General features: G+C 58.9%; 20 protein-coding genes. 14 read left to right on the plus strand and 6 right to left on the minus strand.

What is annotated here, in order from left to right:
• Positions 1 to 13 precede the first annotated feature (13 nt).
• From ACYZTS_RS12770 to ACYZTS_RS12780, 3 genes are all read right to left on the minus strand, one after another.
• Positions 14 to 1,330 carry an MFS transporter gene (locus tag ACYZTS_RS12770; protein WP_461996249.1) on the minus strand — a complete coding sequence of 439 codons (1,317 nt, stop codon included), beginning with the start codon at positions 1,328 to 1,330 and terminating at the stop codon, positions 14 to 16.
• A 237-nt stretch (positions 1,331 to 1,567) separates the two neighbouring features.
• Positions 1,568 to 2,812, minus strand: coding sequence for an HlyC/CorC family transporter (locus ACYZTS_RS12775; protein ID WP_461996251.1), 1,245 nt, complete (start codon positions 2,810 to 2,812; stop codon positions 1,568 to 1,570).
• A 12-nt stretch (positions 2,813 to 2,824) separates the two neighbouring features.
• Entirely contained in the window at positions 2,825 to 3,637 is an 813-nt protein-coding gene (locus ACYZTS_RS12780) for a cytochrome C assembly family protein (protein WP_461996253.1), read from the minus strand.
• Positions 3,638 to 3,832: 195 nt separating this feature from the next.
• Here ACYZTS_RS12780 and ffh point away from each other — a divergent pair, with 195 nt between their 5' ends.
• From ffh to ACYZTS_RS12835, 11 genes are all read left to right on the plus strand, one after another.
• Positions 3,833 to 5,209: a signal recognition particle protein gene (gene ffh, locus ACYZTS_RS12785; RefSeq protein WP_028623883.1), complete on the plus strand. Its 1,377-nt coding sequence runs from the start codon at positions 3,833 to 3,835 to the stop codon at positions 5,207 to 5,209.
• A 250-nt stretch (positions 5,210 to 5,459) separates the two neighbouring features.
• Complete coding sequence (gene rpsP, locus ACYZTS_RS12790; protein WP_010463010.1) at positions 5,460 to 5,711, plus strand: 30S ribosomal protein S16; 252 nt, start codon at positions 5,460 to 5,462, stop codon at positions 5,709 to 5,711.
• A gap of 5 nt (positions 5,712 to 5,716) precedes the next feature.
• On the plus strand, positions 5,717 to 6,253 hold the full coding sequence (rimM, locus tag ACYZTS_RS12795; RefSeq protein ID WP_028623882.1) for a ribosome maturation factor RimM: 537 nt from the start codon (positions 5,717 to 5,719) through the stop codon (positions 6,251 to 6,253).
• Positions 6,235 to 7,008 carry a tRNA (guanosine(37)-N1)-methyltransferase TrmD gene (gene trmD / locus ACYZTS_RS12800; protein WP_173860472.1) on the plus strand — a complete coding sequence of 258 codons (774 nt, stop codon included), beginning with the start codon at positions 6,235 to 6,237 and terminating at the stop codon, positions 7,006 to 7,008. Before rimM ends, trmD begins: the two co-directional genes overlap by 19 nt.
• Before the next feature lie 45 nt (positions 7,009 to 7,053).
• Positions 7,054 to 7,404 (plus strand): 50S ribosomal protein L19, encoded by a 351-nt coding sequence (rplS, locus tag ACYZTS_RS12805; protein WP_003175895.1) that lies wholly within the window; start codon positions 7,054 to 7,056, stop codon positions 7,402 to 7,404.
• Between the two features lie 145 nt (positions 7,405 to 7,549).
• On the plus strand, positions 7,550 to 7,963 hold the full coding sequence (locus ACYZTS_RS12810; RefSeq protein ID WP_461996256.1) for an acyl-CoA thioesterase: 414 nt from the start codon (positions 7,550 to 7,552) through the stop codon (positions 7,961 to 7,963).
• A gap of 72 nt (positions 7,964 to 8,035) precedes the next feature.
• Positions 8,036 to 8,932 carry a site-specific tyrosine recombinase XerD gene (gene xerD, locus ACYZTS_RS12815; RefSeq protein WP_461996258.1) on the plus strand — a complete coding sequence of 299 codons (897 nt, stop codon included), beginning with the start codon at positions 8,036 to 8,038 and terminating at the stop codon, positions 8,930 to 8,932.
• A gap of 255 nt (positions 8,933 to 9,187) precedes the next feature.
• The gene (dsbC, locus tag ACYZTS_RS12820) at positions 9,188 to 9,919 is read left to right on the plus strand and encodes a bifunctional protein-disulfide isomerase/oxidoreductase DsbC (RefSeq protein WP_461996259.1); all 732 of its coding nucleotides are present in this window, start codon (positions 9,188 to 9,190) and stop codon (positions 9,917 to 9,919) included.
• Positions 9,920 to 10,052: 133 nt separating this feature from the next.
• Positions 10,053 to 11,357, plus strand: coding sequence for a homoserine dehydrogenase (locus tag ACYZTS_RS12825; RefSeq protein WP_028623878.1), 1,305 nt, complete (start codon positions 10,053 to 10,055; stop codon positions 11,355 to 11,357).
• A gap of 66 nt (positions 11,358 to 11,423) precedes the next feature.
• Positions 11,424 to 12,833, plus strand: coding sequence for a threonine synthase (thrC, locus tag ACYZTS_RS12830; RefSeq protein ID WP_028623877.1), 1,410 nt, complete (start codon positions 11,424 to 11,426; stop codon positions 12,831 to 12,833).
• A gap of 695 nt (positions 12,834 to 13,528) precedes the next feature.
• Positions 13,529 to 13,816: a DUF3509 domain-containing protein gene (locus ACYZTS_RS12835; protein WP_028623875.1), complete on the plus strand. Its 288-nt coding sequence runs from the start codon at positions 13,529 to 13,531 to the stop codon at positions 13,814 to 13,816.
• Positions 13,817 to 13,983: 167 nt separating this feature from the next.
• Here the strand turns inward: ACYZTS_RS12835 and ACYZTS_RS12840 are convergent, their stop codons facing one another.
• Positions 13,984 to 14,955 carry a TIGR02285 family protein gene (locus ACYZTS_RS12840; RefSeq protein ID WP_461996262.1) on the minus strand — a complete coding sequence of 324 codons (972 nt, stop codon included), beginning with the start codon at positions 14,953 to 14,955 and terminating at the stop codon, positions 13,984 to 13,986.
• Positions 14,882 to 16,081: a CaiB/BaiF CoA transferase family protein gene (locus tag ACYZTS_RS12845; RefSeq protein ID WP_461996264.1), complete on the minus strand. Its 1,200-nt coding sequence runs from the start codon at positions 16,079 to 16,081 to the stop codon at positions 14,882 to 14,884. Before ACYZTS_RS12845 ends, ACYZTS_RS12840 begins: the two co-directional genes overlap by 74 nt.
• Before the next feature lie 146 nt (positions 16,082 to 16,227).
• Here ACYZTS_RS12845 and ACYZTS_RS12850 point away from each other — a divergent pair, with 146 nt between their 5' ends.
• The 3 genes from ACYZTS_RS12850 to ACYZTS_RS12860 all read left to right on the plus strand — a co-directional run bounded on the left by ACYZTS_RS12850 (position 16,228) and on the right by ACYZTS_RS12860 (position 19,925).
• The gene (locus tag ACYZTS_RS12850) at positions 16,228 to 16,770 is read left to right on the plus strand and encodes a YaeQ family protein (RefSeq protein WP_028623872.1); all 543 of its coding nucleotides are present in this window, start codon (positions 16,228 to 16,230) and stop codon (positions 16,768 to 16,770) included.
• A gap of 57 nt (positions 16,771 to 16,827) precedes the next feature.
• Positions 16,828 to 18,537, plus strand: coding sequence for a single-stranded-DNA-specific exonuclease RecJ (recJ, locus tag ACYZTS_RS12855; protein WP_028623871.1), 1,710 nt, complete (start codon positions 16,828 to 16,830; stop codon positions 18,535 to 18,537).
• Positions 18,538 to 18,818: 281 nt separating this feature from the next.
• Positions 18,819 to 19,925, plus strand: coding sequence for an NADH:flavin oxidoreductase/NADH oxidase (locus tag ACYZTS_RS12860; RefSeq protein ID WP_461996266.1), 1,107 nt, complete (start codon positions 18,819 to 18,821; stop codon positions 19,923 to 19,925).
• Between the two features lie 339 nt (positions 19,926 to 20,264).
• On the opposite strand, the gene ACYZTS_RS12865 is transcribed toward ACYZTS_RS12860, so the two are convergent.
• On the minus strand, positions 20,265 to 21,389 hold the full coding sequence (locus ACYZTS_RS12865) for an OpgC family protein (RefSeq protein WP_461996268.1): 1,125 nt from the start codon (positions 21,387 to 21,389) through the stop codon (positions 20,265 to 20,267).
• Positions 21,390 to 21,664 lie beyond the last annotated feature (275 nt).

A 21,664-nucleotide genomic window follows, 5' to 3' on the forward strand; every position in this document is an offset into this window, starting at 1 on the left:
CGATGGCGGTCTATCAGGCAACCCGATTCAAATCGTTATCGCGCGTCTCTTTCAGACACAGCACCGCAATCAGACTCAGCACCGCTGCTCCCGACACATACCCGCCGACGTAACTCAATCCGCCCATCGCCACCAGCTTCTGCGCAAAAAACGGCGCCGCTGAAGCACCGACGATTCCGCCAAGGTTGTAGGCCGCCGACGCTCCGGTGTAGCGCACATGCGTCGGAAATAACTCGGGCAGTAGCGCCCCCATCGGCGCGAACGTTACGCCCATCAAAAACAACTCGATGCACAGGAACAGCGCCACGCCCCAGGTCGAACCCTGGGTGAGCAACGGTTCCATCAGAAACCCGGACAGCACCGCGAGCACGCCACCGACGATCAGCACCGGTTTGCGCCCATAACGATCGCTTGCCAGCGCTGACAGCGGCGTTGCCGCCGCCATGAACAGCACCGCGAAGCACAACAGCGCGAGGAAGGTTTCGCGGGTATACCCAAGCGTCGACACGCCATAACTCAGCGAGAACACGGTGGAGATGTAGAACAGCGCGTAACACACCACCATCGAGCCGGCGCCGAGCAGCATCGGTGCCCAGTATTGGCTGCACAGTTCGACCAGCGGGATTTTTACCCGTTCCTGGCGGGCCATGGCGTTGGCAAATACCGGCGTTTCATGCAACTTCAGGCGCACGTACAGGCCCACCATCACCAGCGCAGCACTCAGCAGGAACGGGATGCGCCAGCCCCATGAGCGAAACTGTTCGTCATCCAGAGTCATGGCCAGCGTCAGAAACAGCCCGTTCGCCGCCAGGAAACCGATCGAAGGGCCGAGCTGCGGAAACATGCCAAACCAGGCACGCTTGCCTTTGGGCGCGTTCTCCGTCGCCAGCAATGCCGCACCGCCCCATTCGCCGCCCAGTCCCAAGCCTTGGCCAAAGCGCAACACGCACAGCAGAATCGGTGCCCAGGCGCCAATGCTGTCATAACCCGGCAGCACGCCGATCAGCGTTGTGCACACGCCCATCAATAGCAACGAGGCGACCAGCGTCGACTTGCGCCCGATGCGATCACCGAAATGGCCGAACAGCGCCGAACCCAGCGGGCGGGCGAGGAAGGCGATACCGAACGTGAGGAATGCCGAGAGCATTTGCGCGGTGCCGGAGGTCTGCGGAAAGAACACAGGGCCGATCACCAAGGCGGCGGCCGTGGCGTAAACGTAGAAATCGTAGAACTCGATGGCCGTGCCGATAAAGCTCGCCGTGGCCACGCGGGTGGCGGAGTTGGTCGGTTGTTCGGGCGTGGTTTCGCTGTAAGTCGTGCTGGTCGTCATGCGTTAATCCCTGACAGTCATGCCCCAGTGGAGCGAATTATTATGGTGAAACACCCAGGGATGTGGGTTTGACTCGGGGTGCGGGTAGCACGGGGTGGGGCGGGGCTTGGGTAAGCGGATTCGATTATAGGAAGGCGGCTAACGATTGAACAAGGGGAACAACCTGAAAAGATCGCAGCCTCCAGCGGAGCACATTCCAACTGTGGGAGCTGCCTCAGGCTGCAACCTTTTTAATATCTAGCGGGCGGGCACAACGGTTGGAACGGTGCTGTTATGCCAGATCAGCACGCGCGTAACGCGGTTGTCCTCGGTTTCGAGAATCTCCAGCCGATAACGTCCGATCTTCAGGCACACCGGACTTTTGGGGATCGTCTCCAGCGCCTCGGTGACCAGCCCGTTGAGGGTTTTCGGGCCGTCACTGGGTAAGTGCCAGCCGAGGTTCTTGTTCACATCGCGAATCGACGCGGCACCGTCTATCATCATGCGCCCGTCGGCCTGCGGATGAATGTGCGGATTCTCCAGGCTGTGCTGGCTTTCGAATTCGCCGACAATTTCTTCAAGAATGTCTTCGAGGGTGACAATACCCAGCACTTCACCGTACTCGTCGACCACCATGCCCAGGCGTCGCTGCTGCTTGTGAAAATTGAGCAGTTGCAGCTGCAGCGGGGTGCTTTCCGGCACGAAGTAGGGGTCGTGACACGCGGACTGCAGCGCTTCGCGCGTCAGCTCGCCACCGGCCAGCAGATGGCGGATCTGCCGGGTATTGAGCACCGCTTCCACCTGATTGATGTCGCTATGGAATACCGGCAGGCGCGTGCGTCGGTTGGCGCGCAGCTGTTCTAGGATTTCTTCGATCGAGTCATCAAGGTTGATCCCGTCGACTTCGCTACGCGGCACCAGAATGTCGTTGACCGTAATGTTGTCCAGCGCATGAATACCTGGTAGCGGGTGCGGGCGACTGACCTGGCTGTCATGGTCCTCATTGCGATCGGTCGGCGCTTCGTCTTCGCTTTGCTGCACCACTTTGCTCTTACGCGCGAAAGGTCGCGTCAGCAGCTGGCTGATGCCGCTGAGCAGCCAGGCGGCAGGGTAAAGAATTTTCAGAGGGATGCGCAGCAAGGTGTTGCCCAGCGCCAGCACAGCGTCTGGATAGCGCACGGCGAGGGTACGCGGCAGGTAATCGGCGAATACCAGCAGAATCGCGGCTGCGCCAAGGCATGCCGCCCACGGACCGTTTTCGGCCCAGGTGAAAATTGCCAGCAAGGTGCAGATCACCACCACGAGTGAGCGGCATAGCGTGTTGCAGAGAATCAGGCTGCTGAGCGGAAAACTCAGCTTCGCCAGCGGCTTGTCTTTGGCGCGCGACGCCGTGCGCTGGGCGAGCACATGTTGTTGCGCCGCTTCGATCGCGGTAAACAGGCCCGACCATAAAATCAGCAGGGCCATCACTGCGAGCATCGGCCCCAAGGGCAAGTCGTCCATTAGTGCCGCCCGTCAGATGTGCAGAATGTATTCACGGACCAGCTTGCTGCCGAAGTACGCCAGCATCAGCAGGCAGAAACCGGCGAGGGTCCAGCGAATGGCCTTGTGCCCGCGCCAGCCGAGGCGGTTGCGACCCCACAGCAGCACGCTGAAAACAATCCAGGCGAGGCATGCCAGCAAGGTTTTGTGCACCAGATGTTGGGCAAACAGGTTTTCGACGAACAACCAGCCGGAGATCAGTGACATCGACAGCAAGGTCCAGCCGGCCCACAGGAAACCGAACAGCAGGCTTTCCATGGTTTGCAGCGGCGGGAAGTTCTTGATCAGCCCGGACGGGTGCTTGTGCTTGAGTTGATGGTCCTGAACCAGCAGCAACAAGGCCTGGAACACCGCGATGGTAAACATGCCATACGCGAGGATCGACAGGAGGATGTGAGCGAGAATACCCGGTTCTTCGTCGATGATCTGCACTGTGCCGGCCGGCGCGAACTGCGCCAGCAAGACGGTTGCAGCGCCCAGCGGGAACAGCAATACCAGCAGGTTTTCCACCGGAATCCGTGAGCAGGCCAGCAGCGTCAGGGCAATGACAGCGGCGGCGATCAGGCTGGCGGCACTGAAAAAGTCCAGGCCCAGGCCGATCGGCGTCAATAGGTGAGTGAGCAGGCTGGCGCTGTGGGCCAGCACCGCCAGCACGCCGAGCGTGACCAGCAGGCGCTTGTTCGCCTTGGCGCCGGTGGCCAGACGAGTGCCTTGATAGAGAGTCGCAGCGGCATAGAGGCAGGCGGCGGCGAGGGTGGTAAGCAAACTGGGTGACAAGGGGAGCATAAATCCTGTTAGGCAAGCCCGAAAGGCGCTGAGTTTGGCATAGAACCCCCACACCACGAAAGTGCGAGGTGTCCGCCAGACGCAGTCTTCGCTATAATCCGCGACCTGCCCACGCCGCAGGCTCGCCGAGCTCATGTTTATCACGGTCCGGGCCGCCATTATCCCGGTCAACACAGGGCCTGAAAGGATCGCGCAATGTTTGAAAACTTAACCGACCGTCTCTCGCAGACGCTGCGCCATGTCACCGGCAAGGCCAAGCTGACCGAAGACAACATCAAAGACACCCTGCGCGAAGTGCGCATGGCGTTGCTCGAGGCTGACGTTGCCTTGCCGGTGGTGAAGGACTTCGTCAATTCGGTCAAGGAACGCGCTGTCGGCACGGAAGTGTCGCGCAGCCTGACGCCGGGTCAGGCGTTCGTGAAAATTGTCCAGGCCGAACTCGAAAGCCTGATGGGCGCGGCCAACGAAGATTTGAACCTGAGTGCCGTGCCACCCGCCATCGTCTTGATGGCCGGTCTGCAGGGCGCGGGTAAAACCACCACCGCCGGCAAACTTGCGCGCTTCCTTAAAGAGCGCAAGAAGAAGTCGGTCATGGTGGTGTCCGCGGACATCTACCGTCCGGCGGCGATCAAGCAGCTGGAAATGCTGGCCGGTGAAGTCGGTGTGACCTTCTTCCCGTCCGACCTGAGTCAGAAGCCGGTCGAGATCGCGCAAGCCGCTATTAAAGAAGCAAAGCTCAAGTTTATTGATGTGGTCATCGTCGATACCGCCGGTCGTCTGCACATCGACGAAGAGATGATGGGCGAGATCAAGGCGTTGCACGCCGCGATCAATCCGGTCGAAACCCTGTTCGTGGTCGACGCCATGACCGGTCAGGATGCCGCGAACACGGCCAAGGCCTTCGGTGATGCATTGCCGCTGACCGGTGTGATCCTGACCAAGGTCGACGGCGACGCCCGTGGCGGTGCGGCGCTGTCGGTTCGCGCCATCACCGGCAAACCGATCAAGTTCATCGGTATGGGTGAGAAGAGCGATGCGCTCGAACCTTTCCACCCTGAGCGGATCGCTTCGCGCATCCTCGGCATGGGCGACGTGCTCAGCCTGATTGAGCAGGCTGAACAGACTCTCGACAAAGACAAGGCCGACAAGCTTGCTAAAAAGCTGAAGAAGGGCAAGGGCTTCGACCTCGAAGACTTCCGTGATCAGCTGCAACAAATGAAGAACATGGGCGGCCTTGGCGGACTCATGGACAAGCTGCCGAACATCGGCGGTGTCAATCTGGCGCAAATGGGCAATGCCCAGGGCGCGGCAGAGAAGCAGTTCAAACAAATGGAAGCCATCATCAATTCCATGACCCCGGCCGAGCGCCGCGACCCTGAGTTGATCAGCGGTTCGCGCAAGCGCCGGATCGCCATGGGTTCCGGAACCCAGGTGCAGGACATCGGTCGCTTGATCAAGCAGCACAAGCAGATGCAGAAGATGATGAAGAAATTCTCCGCGAAAGGCGGAATGGCCAAAATGATGCGCGGCATGGGCGGTATGTTGCCCGGCGGCGGCATGCCGAAGATGTAAATATTTCGCGCCGGCAGTCATGTCGGCGCCAACCCACACGGACGTGGGATACACAGCAAACCCGCACTTGGCGGGAGCTGACTGGCCGTTTTCAACGACGGCTCTATAGCAAATCTGGATGGCGGCTGGTAGAGCGCCGGAAAAAGACATTTGCAAAAGTCCGGATATTCCTTAGAATATGCGGCCTTTCGGGCACCTATGCCCGCTGTGCCTTTAGATTTGCAGCACCGACTACAGGAACGATGTTCACATGCTAACAATCCGTCTTGCCCTTGGCGGCTCCAAAAAGCGCCCGTTTTACCACTTGACCGTAACCGACAGCCGCAACCCGCGCGACGGTTCGCACAAGGAACAGGTTGGTTTCTTCAACCCTGTTGCTCGTGGTCAGGAAGTTCGTCTGTCCGTGAACCAAGAGCGCGTAGCCTACTGGCTGAGCGTTGGTGCACAACCTTCTGAGCGTGTTGCTCAGTTGTTGAAGGACGCATCTAAGGCTGCGGCCTGAGCAATATGAACGCGACGCCAGCGGTTGCTGATGATTTGATCGTTATCGGCAAGATTTATTCTGTTCATGGCGTTCGCGGCGAAGTGAAGGTGTATTCCTTTACTGATCCGACTGAAAACCTGTTGCAGTACAAAACCTGGACGCTCAAGCGCGAAGGCAATGTCAAACAGGTCGAGCTGGTCAGCGGACGTGGGAACGACAAGTTCCTGGTCGCAAAGCTCAAGGGTCTTGATGATCGTGAAGAAGCCCGTCTTCTGGCCGGTTATGAGATCTGCGTGCCGCGCAACCTGTTCCCTGAATTGACCGACGGCGAGTACTACTGGTACCAGCTGGAAGGTCTGAAGGTTATTGATCAACTTGGGCAAATGCTCGGGAAAATCGATCATCTTCTGGAAACCGGCGCCAATGATGTAATGGTGGTCAAGCCTTGCGCTGGCAGCCTGGATGATCGCGAACGCCTGTTGCCCTATACGGAGCAATGCGTGTTGGCCGTCGACCTTGCCGCAGGCGAGATGAAGGTGGAATGGGATGCGGACTTCTAAGCGTGGCTAACTTGCGCGTAGAAGTGATCAGTTTGTTTCCCGAGATGTTCTCCGCCATCAGCGAGTACGGCATCACCAGTCGTGCGGTGAAACAGGGGCTCTTGCAGCTCACCTGTTGGAATCCGCGAGACTACACGACGGATCGACATCACACTGTGGACGATCGCCCATTTGGCGGTGGCCCGGGCATGGTGATGAAGATCAAGCCCCTGGAAGATGCTCTGGTTCAGGCCAAGGCAGCAGCCGGGGAGGCGGCGAAGGTGATTTACCTGTCCCCCCAAGGCCGTCAACTGACTCAGTCGGCGGTACGCGAGTTGGCGAATCTGGATGCATTGATCCTGATTGCCGGCCGTTATGAAGGCATTGACGAGCGTTTTATTGATGCTCATGTCGATGAAGAGTGGTCGATTGGCGACTATGTACTGTCTGGTGGCGAGCTGCCGGCGATGGTCCTGATCGATGCGGTTACACGACTGCTGCCTGGAGCTTTAGGGCATGCGGACTCCGCCGAGGAAGATTCCTTTACGGATGGTTTGCTGGATTGCCCGCACTACACCCGACCGGAGGTGTATGCGGATCAGCGTGTTCCCGACGTATTGCTAAGTGGCAATCACGCGCATATCCGGCGTTGGCGTTTACAGCAGTCCCTTGGTAGGACCTTTGAACGACGCGCCGATCTTCTGGAAAGCCGCTCGCTTTCTGGAGAAGAGAAGAAGCTGCTCGAGGAATACATCCGCGAGCGGGACGATAGTTAACAACGTATCGATGGTAAATCCGACGATTTACCTTAGGAGCACAGCATGACTAACAAAATCATCCTTGCACTCGAAGCAGAGCAGATGACCAAAGAAATCCCTACCTTTGCCCCGGGCGACACCATTGTCGTTCAGGTGAAAGTGAAGGAAGGCGACCGTTCGCGTCTGCAAGCGTTCGAAGGTGTTGTTATCGCCAAGCGTAACCGCGGCGTAAACAGTGCTTTCACCGTGCGTAAAATTTCCAACGGTGTTGGCGTAGAGCGTACTTTCCAGACCTACAGCCCGCAAATCGACAGCATGGCCGTTAAACGTCGCGGTGACGTACGTAAAGCCAAGCTGTACTACCTGCGTGACCTGTCTGGTAAAGCAGCTCGCATCAAGGAAAAACTGGCTTAAGTCCAGCTTCCCGATGCAGAAAAAAGCAGCCTACGGGCTGCTTTTTTGTTGGCCGCCGTTTATGCGATCCCCTGTAGGAACTGCCGAAGGCTGTGATCTGTTGATCTTGCATTCCTCTGCGGTCCACCCTTTATGAGCCATGCCCATGACCACCCGTGAACAGGAAGTCGAACGCCGCACCGAACTCTCGGTGAGCCGCGTGACCAAGGCGGTTTTCCCGTCGACCACCAATCACCACAACACATTGTTCGGCGGCACGGCGCTGGCCTGGATGGACGAAGTATCGTTCATCACCGCTACACGCTTCTGCCGCTTGCCGTTGGTGACCGTGTCCACAGACCGCATCGACTTCAATCACGCGATCCCTGCCGGTTCCATCGTCGAACTGGTGGGGCGCGTGATTAAAGTGGGCAACACCAGCCTGAAGGTAGAGGTCGAGGTGTTTGTTGAAAGCATGAGTTGCGATGGCCGCGAGAAAGCCATTCATGGGCAGTTCAGCTTCGTGGCGATCGATGAAGATAAACGACCAGTGCCGGTGCTGCCGGGTTTCGCCGCCTGACATACCTTGGTGGTTCCGCGAATGAACGGGCTGTGAAAGACTTGCTGTCTGATTCCCGTTGCCTGAGCGCTTATGCCCGCCATCGATCATCCATTGATAGACCAGTTCCTTGATGCCCTGTGGCTGGAGAAAGGCCTTTCCGACAACACCCGTGATGCCTATCGCAGCGATTTGGCGCTGTTCAACGGCTGGATGCAGGAACAAGGGGTGGAGCTGCTAAGCGCGGGCCGCGAATTGATCCTCGATCATCTGGCCTGGCGTCTGGAGCAAAACTACAAACCACGTTCCACGGCGCGATTTTTATCCGGCGTGCGTGGCTTTTATCGCTATCTGCTGCGGGAAAAGCTGATTGCTGTGGACCCGACTCTGCGTGTCGATATGCCGCAATTGGGTAGGCCGCTGCCGAAGTCCCTGTCAGAAGCTGACGTGGAAGCATTGTTGAAAGCGCCGGACTTGAGTGAAGCCATCGGTCAGCGCGATCGCGCCATGCTCGAGGTGCTTTATGCCTGTGGGTTACGGGTCACCGAGCTGATCAGTTTGACGCTCGAGCAGGTGAATCTGCGCCAGGGCGTGCTGCGGGTGATGGGCAAAGGCAGCAAGGAACGGCTGGTGCCGATGGGCGAAGAGGCAATTGTCTGGGTCGAGCGCTATATGCGCGATGCGCGTGGCGAACTGCTGGGCGGACGTCCCAGTGATGTGCTGTTCCCCAGCCTGCGCGGCGAGCAGATGACCCGACAGACGTTCTGGCACCGCATCAAGCACCAGGCCAAGGTGGCCGGGATCGGCAAATCACTGTCGCCCCACACCCTGCGCCATGCCTTCGCCACGCACCTGCTGAACCACGGCGCCGATCTGCGCGTGGTGCAAATGCTGCTCGGCCACAGTGACCTGTCGACTACGCAAATCTATACCCACGTCGCCCGCGCACGTCTGCAGGACCTGCACGCCAGGCACCACCCCAGAGGCTGAACAAAATCCCTGTAGGAGTGAGCCTGCTCGCGATGGCGGTTTGTCAGCCACCGCTGTGTTGGCAGGACTAATGCTATCGCGAGCAGGCTCACTCCTACAGGTTCTTCGACGCTCTGAACATCTCTGGCGACAGCCGCATTCGGCCACAGGACCCTTATGTGATAGGCTTTGCCGGTTTGCACGGTGGGCGGTTATGACCCGGTGTTTCGGCACGGGCGTTCTGATCGACCCATTTGTCCGTCTTCAGGAGTTCTCATGCGTCTGACCCAGATTTTCGCCGCCGCAGCCCTTGCGTTGGTCAGCACCTTTGCCGTCGCCGATGACGCGGCCGACAAAGCCATCCGTAAAAGCCTGGAAAACCTCCAGCTCGAAGTCCCGGTAGAAAGCATCTCCGCCAGTCCGTTGCCGGGCCTTTACGAAGTCAAGCTTCAGGGCAGCCGCGTGCTCTACGCCAGCGCCGATGGCCAGTACGTGGTTCAGGGTTACATGTTCCAGCTCAAAGATGGCAAGCCGGTCAACCTGACCGAGAAAACCGAGCGCCTCGGTGTGTCCAAGCTGGTCAACGCCATCCCGCTCGCGGAAACCGTGGTTTACCCGGCCATCGGCGAAACCAAATCGCACATCACCGTCTTTACCGACACCACTTGCCCGTACTGCCACAAGCTGCACGCCGAAGTGCCCGAGCTGAACAAGCGCGGCATCGAAGTGCGCTATGTGGCGTTCCCGCGCCAGGGCCTTGGCTCGCCGGGTGACGAACAGTTGCAAGCGGTGTGGTGCTCGAAAGACAAGAAAGCGGCGATGGACAAAATGGTCGACGGCACGGAAATCAAAGCCGCCAAATGCGATAACCCGGTTTCCAAGCAGTTCGCCCTCGGTCAGTCGATCGGCGTGAACGGCACACCGGCCATCGTTTTGGCGGACGGCCAGGTCATTCCGGGCTACCAGCCTGCGCCACAAGTCGCCAAACTGGCGCTGGGCGCGAAGTAAATTCGCATCGTCACGGCCAGCCTTTGACGATCATGGTCCGGCGGCATTATTGCCGGGCCATTAATAGAGAGCCGCGAGCTTGCGGCTGTTTTCACGGCCGGCCTTGAGTCGGCCGTTTTATGGGGAGTTCACAGTGAAACCGGTCAAAGTAGGCATCTGTGGGTTAGGGACCGTCGGTGGCGGAACCTTCAACGTACTTCAGCGCAACGCCGAGGAAATTGCTCGTCGTGCCGGGCGTGGAATCGAAGTGGCACAAATTGCCATGCGCACGCCAAAGCCTCAGTTCCAGACGACCGGTATTGCGATTACCAACGATGTCTTCGATGTGGCCACGAACCCTGAGATCGATATCGTCATAGAGCTGATGGGCGGCTACACCGTTGCCCGCGAGCTGGTACTCAAAGCGATCGAGAACGGAAAACACGTAGTAACCGCGAATAAGGCGCTGATCGCCGTTCACGGCAATGAAATTTTCGCCAGGGCTCGCGAAAAGGGCGTGATTGTAGCGTTCGAAGCAGCCGTAGCCGGTGGCATTCCGGTGATCAAGGCGATCCGTGAAGGCCTGTCTGCTAACCGCATCAACTGGGTCGCCGGCATCATCAATGGCACCGGCAACTTCATTCTCACGGAAATGCGTGAGAAGGGTCGTACCTTCGAAGACGTCCTCGCGGAAGCGCAAGCGCTGGGTTACGCCGAGGCGGATCCGACCTTCGACGTGGAAGGCATCGACGCGGCTCACAAGCTGACGATTCTCGCGTCCATCGCGTTCGGCATTCCGCTGCAGTTCGACAAGGCTTACACCGAAGGCATCACCAAACTCACCACCGCCGATGTCAATTACGCCGAGGCGTTGGGCTACCGCATCAAGCACCTCGGTGTGGCGCGCAGTACGGCTTCCGGCATTGAATTGCGCGTGCACCCGACGCTGATCCCGGCTGATCGTCTGATCGCCAACGTCAATGGCGTGATGAACGCCGTGATGGTCAATGGTGATGCCGCCGGCTCAACCTTGTTCTACGGTGCCGGCGCCGGCATGGAACCGACCGCTTCGTCGGTGATTGCCGACCTGGTCGACGTGGTTCGCGCCATGACGTCCGACCCTGAAAACCGCGTGCCGCACCTGGCCTTTCAGCCGGATTCGCTGTCCGCGCACCCGATACTGCCGATCGAAGCCTGCGAAAGCGCCTATTACCTGCGCATTCAGGCCAAGGATCATCCGGGTGTGCTGGCGCAGGTCGCAAGCATTCTCTCGGAACGCGGGATCAACATCGAGTCGATCATGCAGAAGGAAGTCGAAGAACACGACGGCCTGGTGCCGATGATCCTGATCACGCATCGTGTGCTCGAGCAGCACATCAACGACGCGATCGCCGCGCTTGAGGCCTTGGCGGGTGTGGTCGGTCCGGTTGTACGGATTCGTGTCGAGCACCTGAACTAAGCCTTCAACGTTCGCCGGGTTCTCTGAAGGGCCCGGTTCTACGAACACTGTCTATTGGAGCCAGTCATGCGTTATATCAGTACCCGCGGCCAGGCACCGGCCCTGAATTTCGAAGATGTCCTGCTGACCGGTCTTGCCACCGACGGCGGTCTGTACGTCCCGGAAAACCTGCCGCGCTTCACCCAGGAAGAGATCGCATCCTGGGCCGGGCTGCCGTATCACGAGCTGGCCTTCCGGGTGATGCGTCCGTTCGTTACCGGCAGCATTCCCGATGCTGATTTCAAAAGAATTCTGGAAGAGACCTACGGTGTGTTTTCGCACAGCGCCGTCGCACCGTTGCGTCAGCTGAACGGTAACGAGTGGGTTCTGGAACTGTTCCACGGCCCGACGTTGGCGTTCAAGGATTTCGCTCTGCAACTGCTCGGTCGTTTGCTCGACTATGTGCTGGAAAAGCGCGGCGAGCGCGTGGTAATTGTTGGCGCGACCTCGGGCGATACCGGCTCGGCGGCGATCGAAGGCTGCAAGCACTGCGAAAACGTCGACATCTTCATCCTGCACCCGCACAACCGTGTGTCCGAAGTGCAGCGTCGGCAGATGACCACCATCTTCGGCGAGAACATCCACAACATCGCCATCGAAGGCAACTTCGATGACTGCCAGGAAATGGTCAAGGCGAGCTTCGCGGACCAGAGCTTCCTCAAGGGCACGCGTCTGGTGGCGGTGAATTCGATCAACTGGGCGCGGATCATGGCCCAGATCGTTTACTACTTCCACGCGTCCCTGCAGTTGGGTGGCCCGGCGCGTTCGGTGTCGTTCTCGGTGCCAACCGGTAACTTCGGCGACATTTTCGCCGGTTACCTGGCGCGCAACATGGGCCTGCCGATCAACCAACTGATCGTAGCCACTAACCGCAATGACATCCTGCACCGCTTCATGAGCGGCAATCAGTACGCCAAGGAAACCCTGCACGCGACGCTGTCGCCGTCGATGGACATCATGGTGTCGTCGAACTTCGAACGTTTGCTGTTTGACCTGCATGGTCGCAACGGCGCGGCGATTGCCGGTTTGATGGACAGCTTCCGCCAAGGGGGTGGTTTCAGCGTCGAACAGGAGCGCTGGACCGAGGCTCGCAAGCTGTTCGATTCGCTGGCAGTGGATGACGCGCAGACGTGCGAGACCATTGCCGAGGTTTACGAGCAGACGGGTGAGTTGCTGGATCCGCACACTGCAATCGGTGTGAAAGCTGCGCGCGAATGCCGGCGCAGTCTGGATACTCCTATGGTGATCCTGGGGACGGCGCATCCGGTCAAGTTCCCGGATGCGGTGCTGAAAGCGGGCGTGGGTAAAGCGCTGGAGTTGCCGGTGCATTTGACTGATCTGTTTGAGCGGGATGAGCGTTGCACGGTGTTGCCTAATGATTTGAAGGCGGTGCAGGCGTTTGTTGCTCAGCATGGGAATCGTGGGAAGCCGCTTTGACTGCTTCGACTTGTGCGTCTGACTGACAGGTCCTAGCCGTCGCTTGCGAGCTTTGTGGGAGCAAGGCTTGCTCACGATGGCTTGTCTGGATTCGGCGGGATTCTCGAGAGTGTACTCGGTCTACTTTAGGAGCTGGCTTGCCAGTGATGGCTATGTACAGGGCGTTTAGATTTGCCGGGTACATATCCATTGCTGTGGTGATGGCTTTTATTGGTTTCGCCCTTACGGCGAGTCACGGAACAGCACCAAGTGACCCGCTGTAAAAGCGGAACCGATAGTAGCCATCACCAAAATTCAGGATATAAACACCCTTCCACATCCGCGTCACCTGACCCAACGCCATCGCGAGCAAGCTCAGCTCCCACAGGTGATCGGGGGCATGTGCAGGGGAATGGTCGTCTATCAGCGAGCTATCGCTGGCAAGCCAGCTCCTACAGTTGGTCGAGGACATTCGCAGAGGTTTGTCGCCTGACCCAACGCCAACGCCAACGTCATCAGCTCCGCTCCCACACAGTGCAAAGCCACCCCAGGCAGTCACTGTTTTCTCCCTGTCATATTCGCCATGCATGCTCAGTCAACCAAACACACCAAAGCGCTCGCAGCGCAAATCCAGAACTTTCCTAACGGCCCGGTGGTCATTTACTGTGGACACGCCCCCAGGCACATTGTTTTCGGACTATTGAGTGGTGATCGAGATGGAAAGTATCAGTCTATTGCTCGGCGAGGCTCTGAGCCCTTATCAGGTTTCGTTGACGCCGTCGGGCGCGCAGGGCGAATGCCTCGTGACACTCAAGAGCTCAACCGGCGCAATCGTGGTCGAGCGCGAATTCAACCAGGCACAACTGAGCGACAAACGCCTGCTCACGGACGTGGTCGACGGTCTGCGTCGCGATCTGATGATCGCTGAAGGACGCCTGGAGCCCTGCGTCATCGCAGCGTTGCGCAATGCCGCTCAGGACAAGGTGCTGGCCGGCCGAAATTGAATTATTTTTGGTAGGAAACTTCCTGCGTTGACGTCAGTCAGAGCATGTAACGACGGGATCGAGCATTGTGCTCCGGTGCTTGTAGCCTGTCGTTACTGGTCTTTATAGACCACGTTTAACCCCGAGTTGTCTCCCCACTTCTCGGGGTTTCTTTTGCCTGCGATTTGTCACCAAGCGTCGTGCTCGATAAAGAACAACCTGCTGGCTTCCAGATAATCATGCCGACTCTCAGGGTCGAGCCAGGCGGCGTACGCCTGGCTCACGGCTGCGCGAGGGAGGGTGCGCAGCAGTTGATCGATCTCCCGGATCACCTGTCGACCCTGTGTTGTGGCGCTGCAGCCGATGTAGCCGGAGAGGTATTTGCCCGTGTCGCGAATCGGAAAAAACTGCAGTTCGTCTTCGGCGATGCCCTGATGCCTGGCCTGGTAGCGGATCTCCGGGCGGTAGCCCAAGAGCATTCGCAAACGTCCCAGGCGCTGCATCTGCAACAGACTGCCAAGGGCATCATTTCCGTAATGCAGGGTCAGCGAAGAGGCCGGCGCATGTTGGATCACGGCATCGAGATGGTCGCCATAATTGCGCTCGGCAATGACGCCGAGCTTCTCGTCACCGTTGGCCAGTAACGCCCCGAGGTCAACTTCGCCTTCCTTGATGAAGGGTTTGAGGAATTCCTGATCGGAGCGCCGCACCGCCAGCACGTTGCTCATCGCTCGGAAAACCGGGGCGGTGAAGACAATCCACTGTTCGCGGACCTCGCTTCGGTTCAGCGCCGCATCGCAGACGAGTGTCTGCTCCTGAAGTATTTGCAAACCGCGCGCGCGATTTACCCGCATCAGGGTGTGTTGGTATTGCGGCATCCGCGCGATCAGCAACGGCAACAACTGATCGATGACGCCGCGACTCTTTTCCGGCCCTTCGAAAATCATCAGCGGCGGCAGATCGCGCAGTAGCCAGACGAGCGTTTGCTTTGGTTGCGCGAACGCTGACGAAGTCGGCGTGGCGAGCAGCAGCAAAACCGCGAGCGCACGATGGCCGAGCATCGCGCAGGCAAACAGGCGTCTCAGCTTAAATGGCTCCGTCTGTACGAAGCTTCGCGATCTGTTGCAAGTCGTAGCCAAGGTCGTTGAGTACCTGCGCATTATGTTCGCCCAACTGCGGTCCGACCCATTCCGAACTGCCGGGTGTCTCAGACAGTTTCGGCACGATGCCCGGCATCTTGAAATCTTTGCCATCCGGCAGTTTTGCCTTGAGGAACATTTCCCGCGCCAGGTACTGCGGATCACTGAACATGTCTTCGGCACTGAAGATACGGCTGGCCGGTACATCGGCCTGATTCAGTTGCTCGATGATGGTGTCCAGCGGCAACGAATTAGCCCAGCGATCAATCACGCCATAGAGCTCGTCACGCCGGCTGTCGCGGCCGTCGTTACTGGCCAGCATCGGGTCGTTGGCGAGGTCTTCGCGACCGATGATCAGCATGAAACGTTTGAAGATCGCATCGCCATTGGCGCCGATCTGCACGTGTTTGCCGTCCGCGCTGGTGTGAATCGAAGAGGGCGTGATGCCGGGCATGATGTTGCCGGTTCTTTCGCGGATGAAGCCGAACACGTCGAACTCCGGGACCATGCTTTCCATCATCGCAAAGATCGCTTCATACAATGCCACGTCGACCACTTGGCCGAGACCGCCGTTGACTTCGCGATGACGCAACGCCATCAGCGCGCCAATCACACCCCACAGCGCGGCGATCGAATCGCCGATGGAAATCCCGGTGCGCACCGGCGGGCGGTCTTCGAAACCAGTGATGTAACGCAGGCCGCCCATGGATTCGCCGACCGCGCCAAATCCTGGCTGGTCTTTCATCGGGCCGGTCTGACCGAAACCCGAAAGTCGCACCATCACCAGCTTCGGGTTGAGGGCGTGCAGAACGTCCCAGCCCAAGCCGAGTTTCTCCAATACGCCGGGGCGAAAATTCTCGATCAGAATGTCGGCTTCACTGAGCAGTTTCTTGAGAATCGCCAAACCCTCCGGGTGTTTCAGGTTCAGCGTCAGAGACTTCTTGTTGCGCGCCTGGACGAACCACCACAAGGACGTGCCTTCATACAGCTTGCGCCATTTACGCAACGGATCACCGCCGTCGGGCGACTCGACCTTGATCACGTCGGCCCCGAACTCGCCGCAAATGCGCGAGGCAAAGGGCCCGGCGATCAAGGTTCCCAATTCGATGACTTTCAGGCCTGAGAGCGGTTTGGCGGTGAACGGCATGCTGGCTCCTGTAGGACAATGGTTGACTGGTAGAGGGTTTTAGCACAGCCCGTCGTCAGTCGCTCGGGGTTGATCGCCTTCTATTCGATGATTGCCCGCTGCATCGGTTAGACTTGCCGCCTTTCCACGTATCAAGAAGCCCGTTCATGGCCCAGCCGTCCACCACTTACAAGTTCGAACTGAACCTTACCGACCTCGATCGCAGCGTCTACGAGAGCGTGAAGCAGACCATCGCCCGTCACCCTTCGGAAACCGAAGAACGCATGACCGTTCGGCTGCTGGCCTACGCCTTCTGGTACAACGAGCAGCTGTCGTTTGGCCGCGGTCTGTCAGACGTGGACGAGCCTGCCCTGTGGGAAAAGAGCCTGGACGATCGCGTTTTGCATTGGATCGAAGTCGGCCAGCCTGACGCCGACCGTCTGACCTGGTGCTCGCGGCGCACCGAGCGCACCAGTCTGCTGGCCTACGGCAGCCTGCGCGTCTGGGAAACCAAAGTGATCCCGGCGATCAAGAACCTGAAGAACGTGCACATCGCGGCCGTGCCTCAGGAAATCCTCGAAACCCTGGCTAAAGACATGCCCCGCGTTATCAAGTGGGATGTGATGATCAGCGAGGGGACGATTTTCGTCACCGACGACCGCGGTCAACACGAAGTCCAGTTGCAGTGGCTGAGCGGCGAACGCGGCTGATTTCCGTCGCTTCATCCGGTTTTATCCTACGTCTAGAAGAGAAGCACCTGTCACCCCATGCGCATCGAACCTCGCCTGTTGCCCGACACCCTGCCATTCCTTGGTGATCTGCCACCGCTTTTGACCCGTTTATATGCGGCGCGAGGCGTGCAGTCTGAAGCCGAACTGGACAAGAGCCTGGCGCGGTTGATCCCGTTTCAGCGACTCAAAGGCATCGATGCCGCAGTGGATTTGTTGGTGACGGCGCTGGAGCAGCGCCAGCGGATTCTGATCGTCGGCGACTTTGACGCTGATGGCGCCACGGCCAGTACTGTTGGCGTACTGGGCTTGCGGTTGCTGGGCGCGGCTCATGTCGATTATCTGGTGCCGAACCGTTTCGAATATGGCTACGGCCTTACTCCGGAAATCGTCGAAGTGGCACTGACGCGAACGCCACAGTTGCTGATCACGGTGGACAACGGCATCTCCAGTGTCGAAGGCGTGGCCGCCGCGAAACTGGCTGGCCTGCAAGTGCTGGTTACCGATCACCATTTGCCAGGCGACGAGTTGCCATTGGCCGACGCCATCGTCAATCCGAATCAGCCAGGCTGTGAATTTCCGAGCAAGGCGCTGGCCGGCGTCGGGGTGATTTTTTATGTACTGATGGCCTTGCGTGCACGGTTGCGCAGTTTCGGTTGGTACGACAACACGCCGCAGCCGAACATCGGTGAGTTGCTCGATCTCGTGGCATTGGGCAGCGTCGCCGACGTGGTGCCACTGGACGCCAACAACCGCATTCTGGTGCATCAGGGACTGGAGCGGATTCGCGCAGGGCGTGCTCGGCCGGGCATCAAGGCGATCCTCGAAGTGGCGAAGCGTGATCACGCGCGCATTACCTCCACCGACCTGGGCTTCATTGTCGGCCCGCGCCTGAATGCGGCGGGCAGGCTGGATGACATGAGCCTGGGCATCGAATGCCTGCTGACCGACAGTGCAGCGCTGGCGCGGGAAATGGCGGTGCAACTTGACGGCATGAATCAGGATCGCAAATCCATCGAGCAGGGCATGCAACGCGAAGCGCTGGCTCAGCTCAAGGATTTGCCGGTGGATTCGATGCCGTTCGGTTTGTGCCTGTTCGATCCGGAGTGGCACCAAGGCGTCATCGGAATCCTCGCGTCGCGTATGAAAGAGCGCTATTTCCGTCCGACATTTGCCTTCGCTGATGCGGGAGACGGCCTGCTCAAAGGCTCGGGACGATCGGTTCAGGGCTTCCATATCCGCGACGCCCTGAGCGTGGTGGCGGCACAGCATCCCAACCTCATCAGCAAATACGGCGGCCACGCCATGGCAGCCGGTCTGACTTTGCCGCAAGCGAATTTTCCGTTGTTCGCTGAAGCCTTCGATGCAGAAGTGCGCCGGCAATTGCGCGAGGAAGACCTGACCGGAAGAATGCTCTCGGACGGCACGCTGGCCGTGGAGGAATTCCATCTGGAATTGGCCCGCGCGCTGCGGCATGCCGGGCCTTGGGGCCAGCATTTTCCGGAGCCGCTGTTTCATGGCGTGTTTCAGTTGGTCGAGCAGCGAGTGGTCGGCGAGCGACATTTGAAAGTGGTGCTCAAAAGCGAATGCGGTGCGGTGAAGCTGGACGGGATCGCATTCGGCATTGACCGCGAGGTGTGGCCGAATCCGACCATCAAATGGGTGGAGTTGGCGTACAAGCTGGACCTCAACGAATTTCGCGGAAATGAAACCGTGCAGTTGATGATTGCCCATATCGAACCGCGTTGACCCCTTCGCGGGCAAGCCCGCACCCACACTGGTTTTGCGCACGACGCATATCCACTGTGGGAGCGGGCTTGCCCGCGAAAGCGATCTTCCCTCACACCGAATCTCTATGAACCCTCGCTCATCCCGCGATGTCGACTAGGCTCTAGGCACTGCTTGAAATCCTTGTGACGTCTTGTCGAATTTTTTTGCCCGCGGGGGCGGGTGCTGTGCCTTCTATCCTGTCACTCGTCGACTTTTCAAACAGAACCCTGGAGCCTGCCCACTGATTTGAGAGGTGCCCCATGAGTCTGCTGCTTGAACCCTACACACTTCGCCAATTGACCCTGCTCAACCGCATTGCGGTCTCGCCTATGTGCCAGTATTCCAGCGTCGATGGCCTGGCCAATGACTGGCACCTGGTCCATCTCGGCAGTCGCGCTGTCGGTGGCGCCGGTTTGATTTTCACCGAAGCCACGGCGGTCACTGCCGACGGACGTATCACCGCCGAGGACCTCGGCCTGTGGAACGACGAACAGATCGAACCCCTGCAACGCATCACTCGCTTCATCGCGGCTCAAGGGGCTGTGGCTGGTATTCAACTGGCGCACGCCGGGCGTAAGGCCAGCACTTTTCGGCCATGGCTGGGCAAGCATGGCAGCGTCAAACCGGACGACGGCGGCTGGACCCCGGTCGGCCCTTCGCCGATTGCCTTCGACCCGCAACACACTCAGCCCAAGCCACTCGACGAGGGCGCGATTGCCGAGGTTATCCAGGCTTTTGTCGACTCGGCGAAGAGGGCACTGACGGCGGGTTTCAAAGTGGTGGAAATTCATGCGGCGCATGGTTATCTGCTGCATCAATTTCTTTCACCGCTGAGCAATCAGCGACGCGATCAGTATGGCGGATCGTTTGAAAATCGTATTCGTCTGGTGCTGCAGGTGACCGAAGCGGTGCGTGCGGTATGGCCTGAGGAGTTGCCGCTGTTCGTGCGGGTGTCGGCTACCGATTGGGTAGAGGATGGTTGGAATCCGGATGAAACCGTTGAACTCGCGCGACGGCTCAAGGATTTGGGCGTGGACCTGATCGACGTTTCTTCAGGCGGCACTGCGGCCAACGCGGAGATTCCTACGGGGCCGGGTTATCAGACGCGGTTTGCCGAGCGCGTGCGCAAAGAATCGGGCATGGCCACCGGCACGGTGGGGATGATTACCGAGCCGGCGCAGGCTGAGCATATTTTGCGAACCTGTCAGGCGGACATTATTTTCCTGGCGCGGGAGTTGCTGCGGGATCCGTATTGGGCGTTGCATGCGGATGATGATCTGGGTGGCCGCAAGGCAATCTGGCCAGCGCAGTATCAGCGGGCGACGCATCGGGATCAGCCGATTCATGAGTCGGATTTGCGGGATTGAGTTGAGCTGGTTCTGAGGTGAGCCCTGGTTTTTGGTGACTGGGGCTTTTTTTGTGGACTGGGGATGGGGTGGGCGGTGTACTCGGTTAACTGTAGGAGCTGGCTTGCCAGCGATGGCTGTGTTTTGAGCGACCGGGTTTTGCTGGTGTACATATCCGTTGCTGTGTTTGCTTCTGATATTGGTTTCGCCGTTATGGCTTAAGGGCGGAACCAATAGCCCTGACCGCAGCAACGGATATGTACACCCTCAAAACCTACGTCGCCCAAGACAAAGCCATCGCGAGCAAGCTCGGCTCCTACAGGATATGCGTACAAGTAGCGGAACCAGTATCCGCCATCTTCACCCCGGAACTGCACTAAGCGAACGATTCAAACGCTTATTGAAATCCAGCCATGCCCCCAGCAACGCCATCAACCCGACACCTGCCAACGCCGTCATCACCTGTATGGCAACAGCATCGTCAGCCATCGCATTGACCATATCCGCCAACGGCGCCAGCAGCACACCCAGGCAAAAGATCTCCAGCGAATAGCGCCCCATGCGACAACTCTGCTGCGCCAGCCAGTTTTGCGTCCAGCCTCTGTCCGGCAAAAGCTTTGCAGTGACATAAGCGATCGCCAGGAAGTGCAGCAGGCGCACCGGCGACAGATCGGTCTTGCTGATCGGGTACAACACATTACTCAGACTCGCCGGCATCAACGCGTCGTGAACGTCCGGCCAGCGCCACAGCAGCGTAATGATCCCGGTCACCAACGCGTACAGTGCCGCCACCCTAAACAGCGGCTGACGCCACACGGGCCGCGTCTCCGGCAAGCGTGGGCGCTGCCCCTGAATCGCCGCAAATCCGCCCAGCACAAACAGCAACTGCCACGTCACAGGGTTGAAGTACCAGACGCCGTCCTTGATCGCCGCAAGGTTCCAGTCGAACGCAGGCGCGAGCAAATACACCGTCAGCGATGCAGCAACAACCGCCCAAGCGTTACGCATCATCAACGGCAACACCAGCGGCAGGCCCGCCAGCAGCACGATATACAGCGGCAGCGGGTCCATCAGGTTCGGTTTGAAGCGCAGCAGCAACTCGTCCGTCAGCGCCTGTTGAGGATTGCTGATGAAGTGTTGCAGCCCCATCTCCTCGACAAGGTCGCGGGTCTCCACGTGGCTGTTGGCGAAGAACACAATGCCCATCAGCATCGCCAACAGGAAAATGTGTACTACATAGAGCACCCAGGCACGGCGTAGAATTTTCACGCAGGCGATCAGATAACCGTCGCGCTGAAGGATTTTTCCGTACGCCAGAACGGCCGCATAACCGGCGAGAAATACGAAGATCTCGGCGGCATCGCTGAAGCCGAAATTGCGCGGGGTAATTTGCCCCACCGGGTTGTGCGGCACGTGATCCCAGAAAATGAAGATCAGCGCCAGGCCTCGAAAAAAGTCGATTCGGTGATCGCGTTCAGACGTCATGGCTGCGGGCTCGTGAACGGGTATTGAGTAATGAGTCGTTGGTTCAGGCATATCGCGAAAGCAGGTTGTACGACGGCTGCGCCGCCGAACGGGGGCAAGCCCCCTCGCCACAGGTGCAAGGCGGGGCGCAGGGTGGCGCGAATTGCAGAGAATTGCAAAAAAACGGCTATTACTGAATGTCTCGATTACGGCCCGCAGGCGGGGTCAGGCTGTACATCCGCAATGGCTCGCGGAGTGGACCGGTGGGTTCCGGCGCCAACCGCCGGAAATGGATT

The sequence above is a fragment of the Pseudomonas sp. TMB3-21 genome, assembly GCF_054898145.1.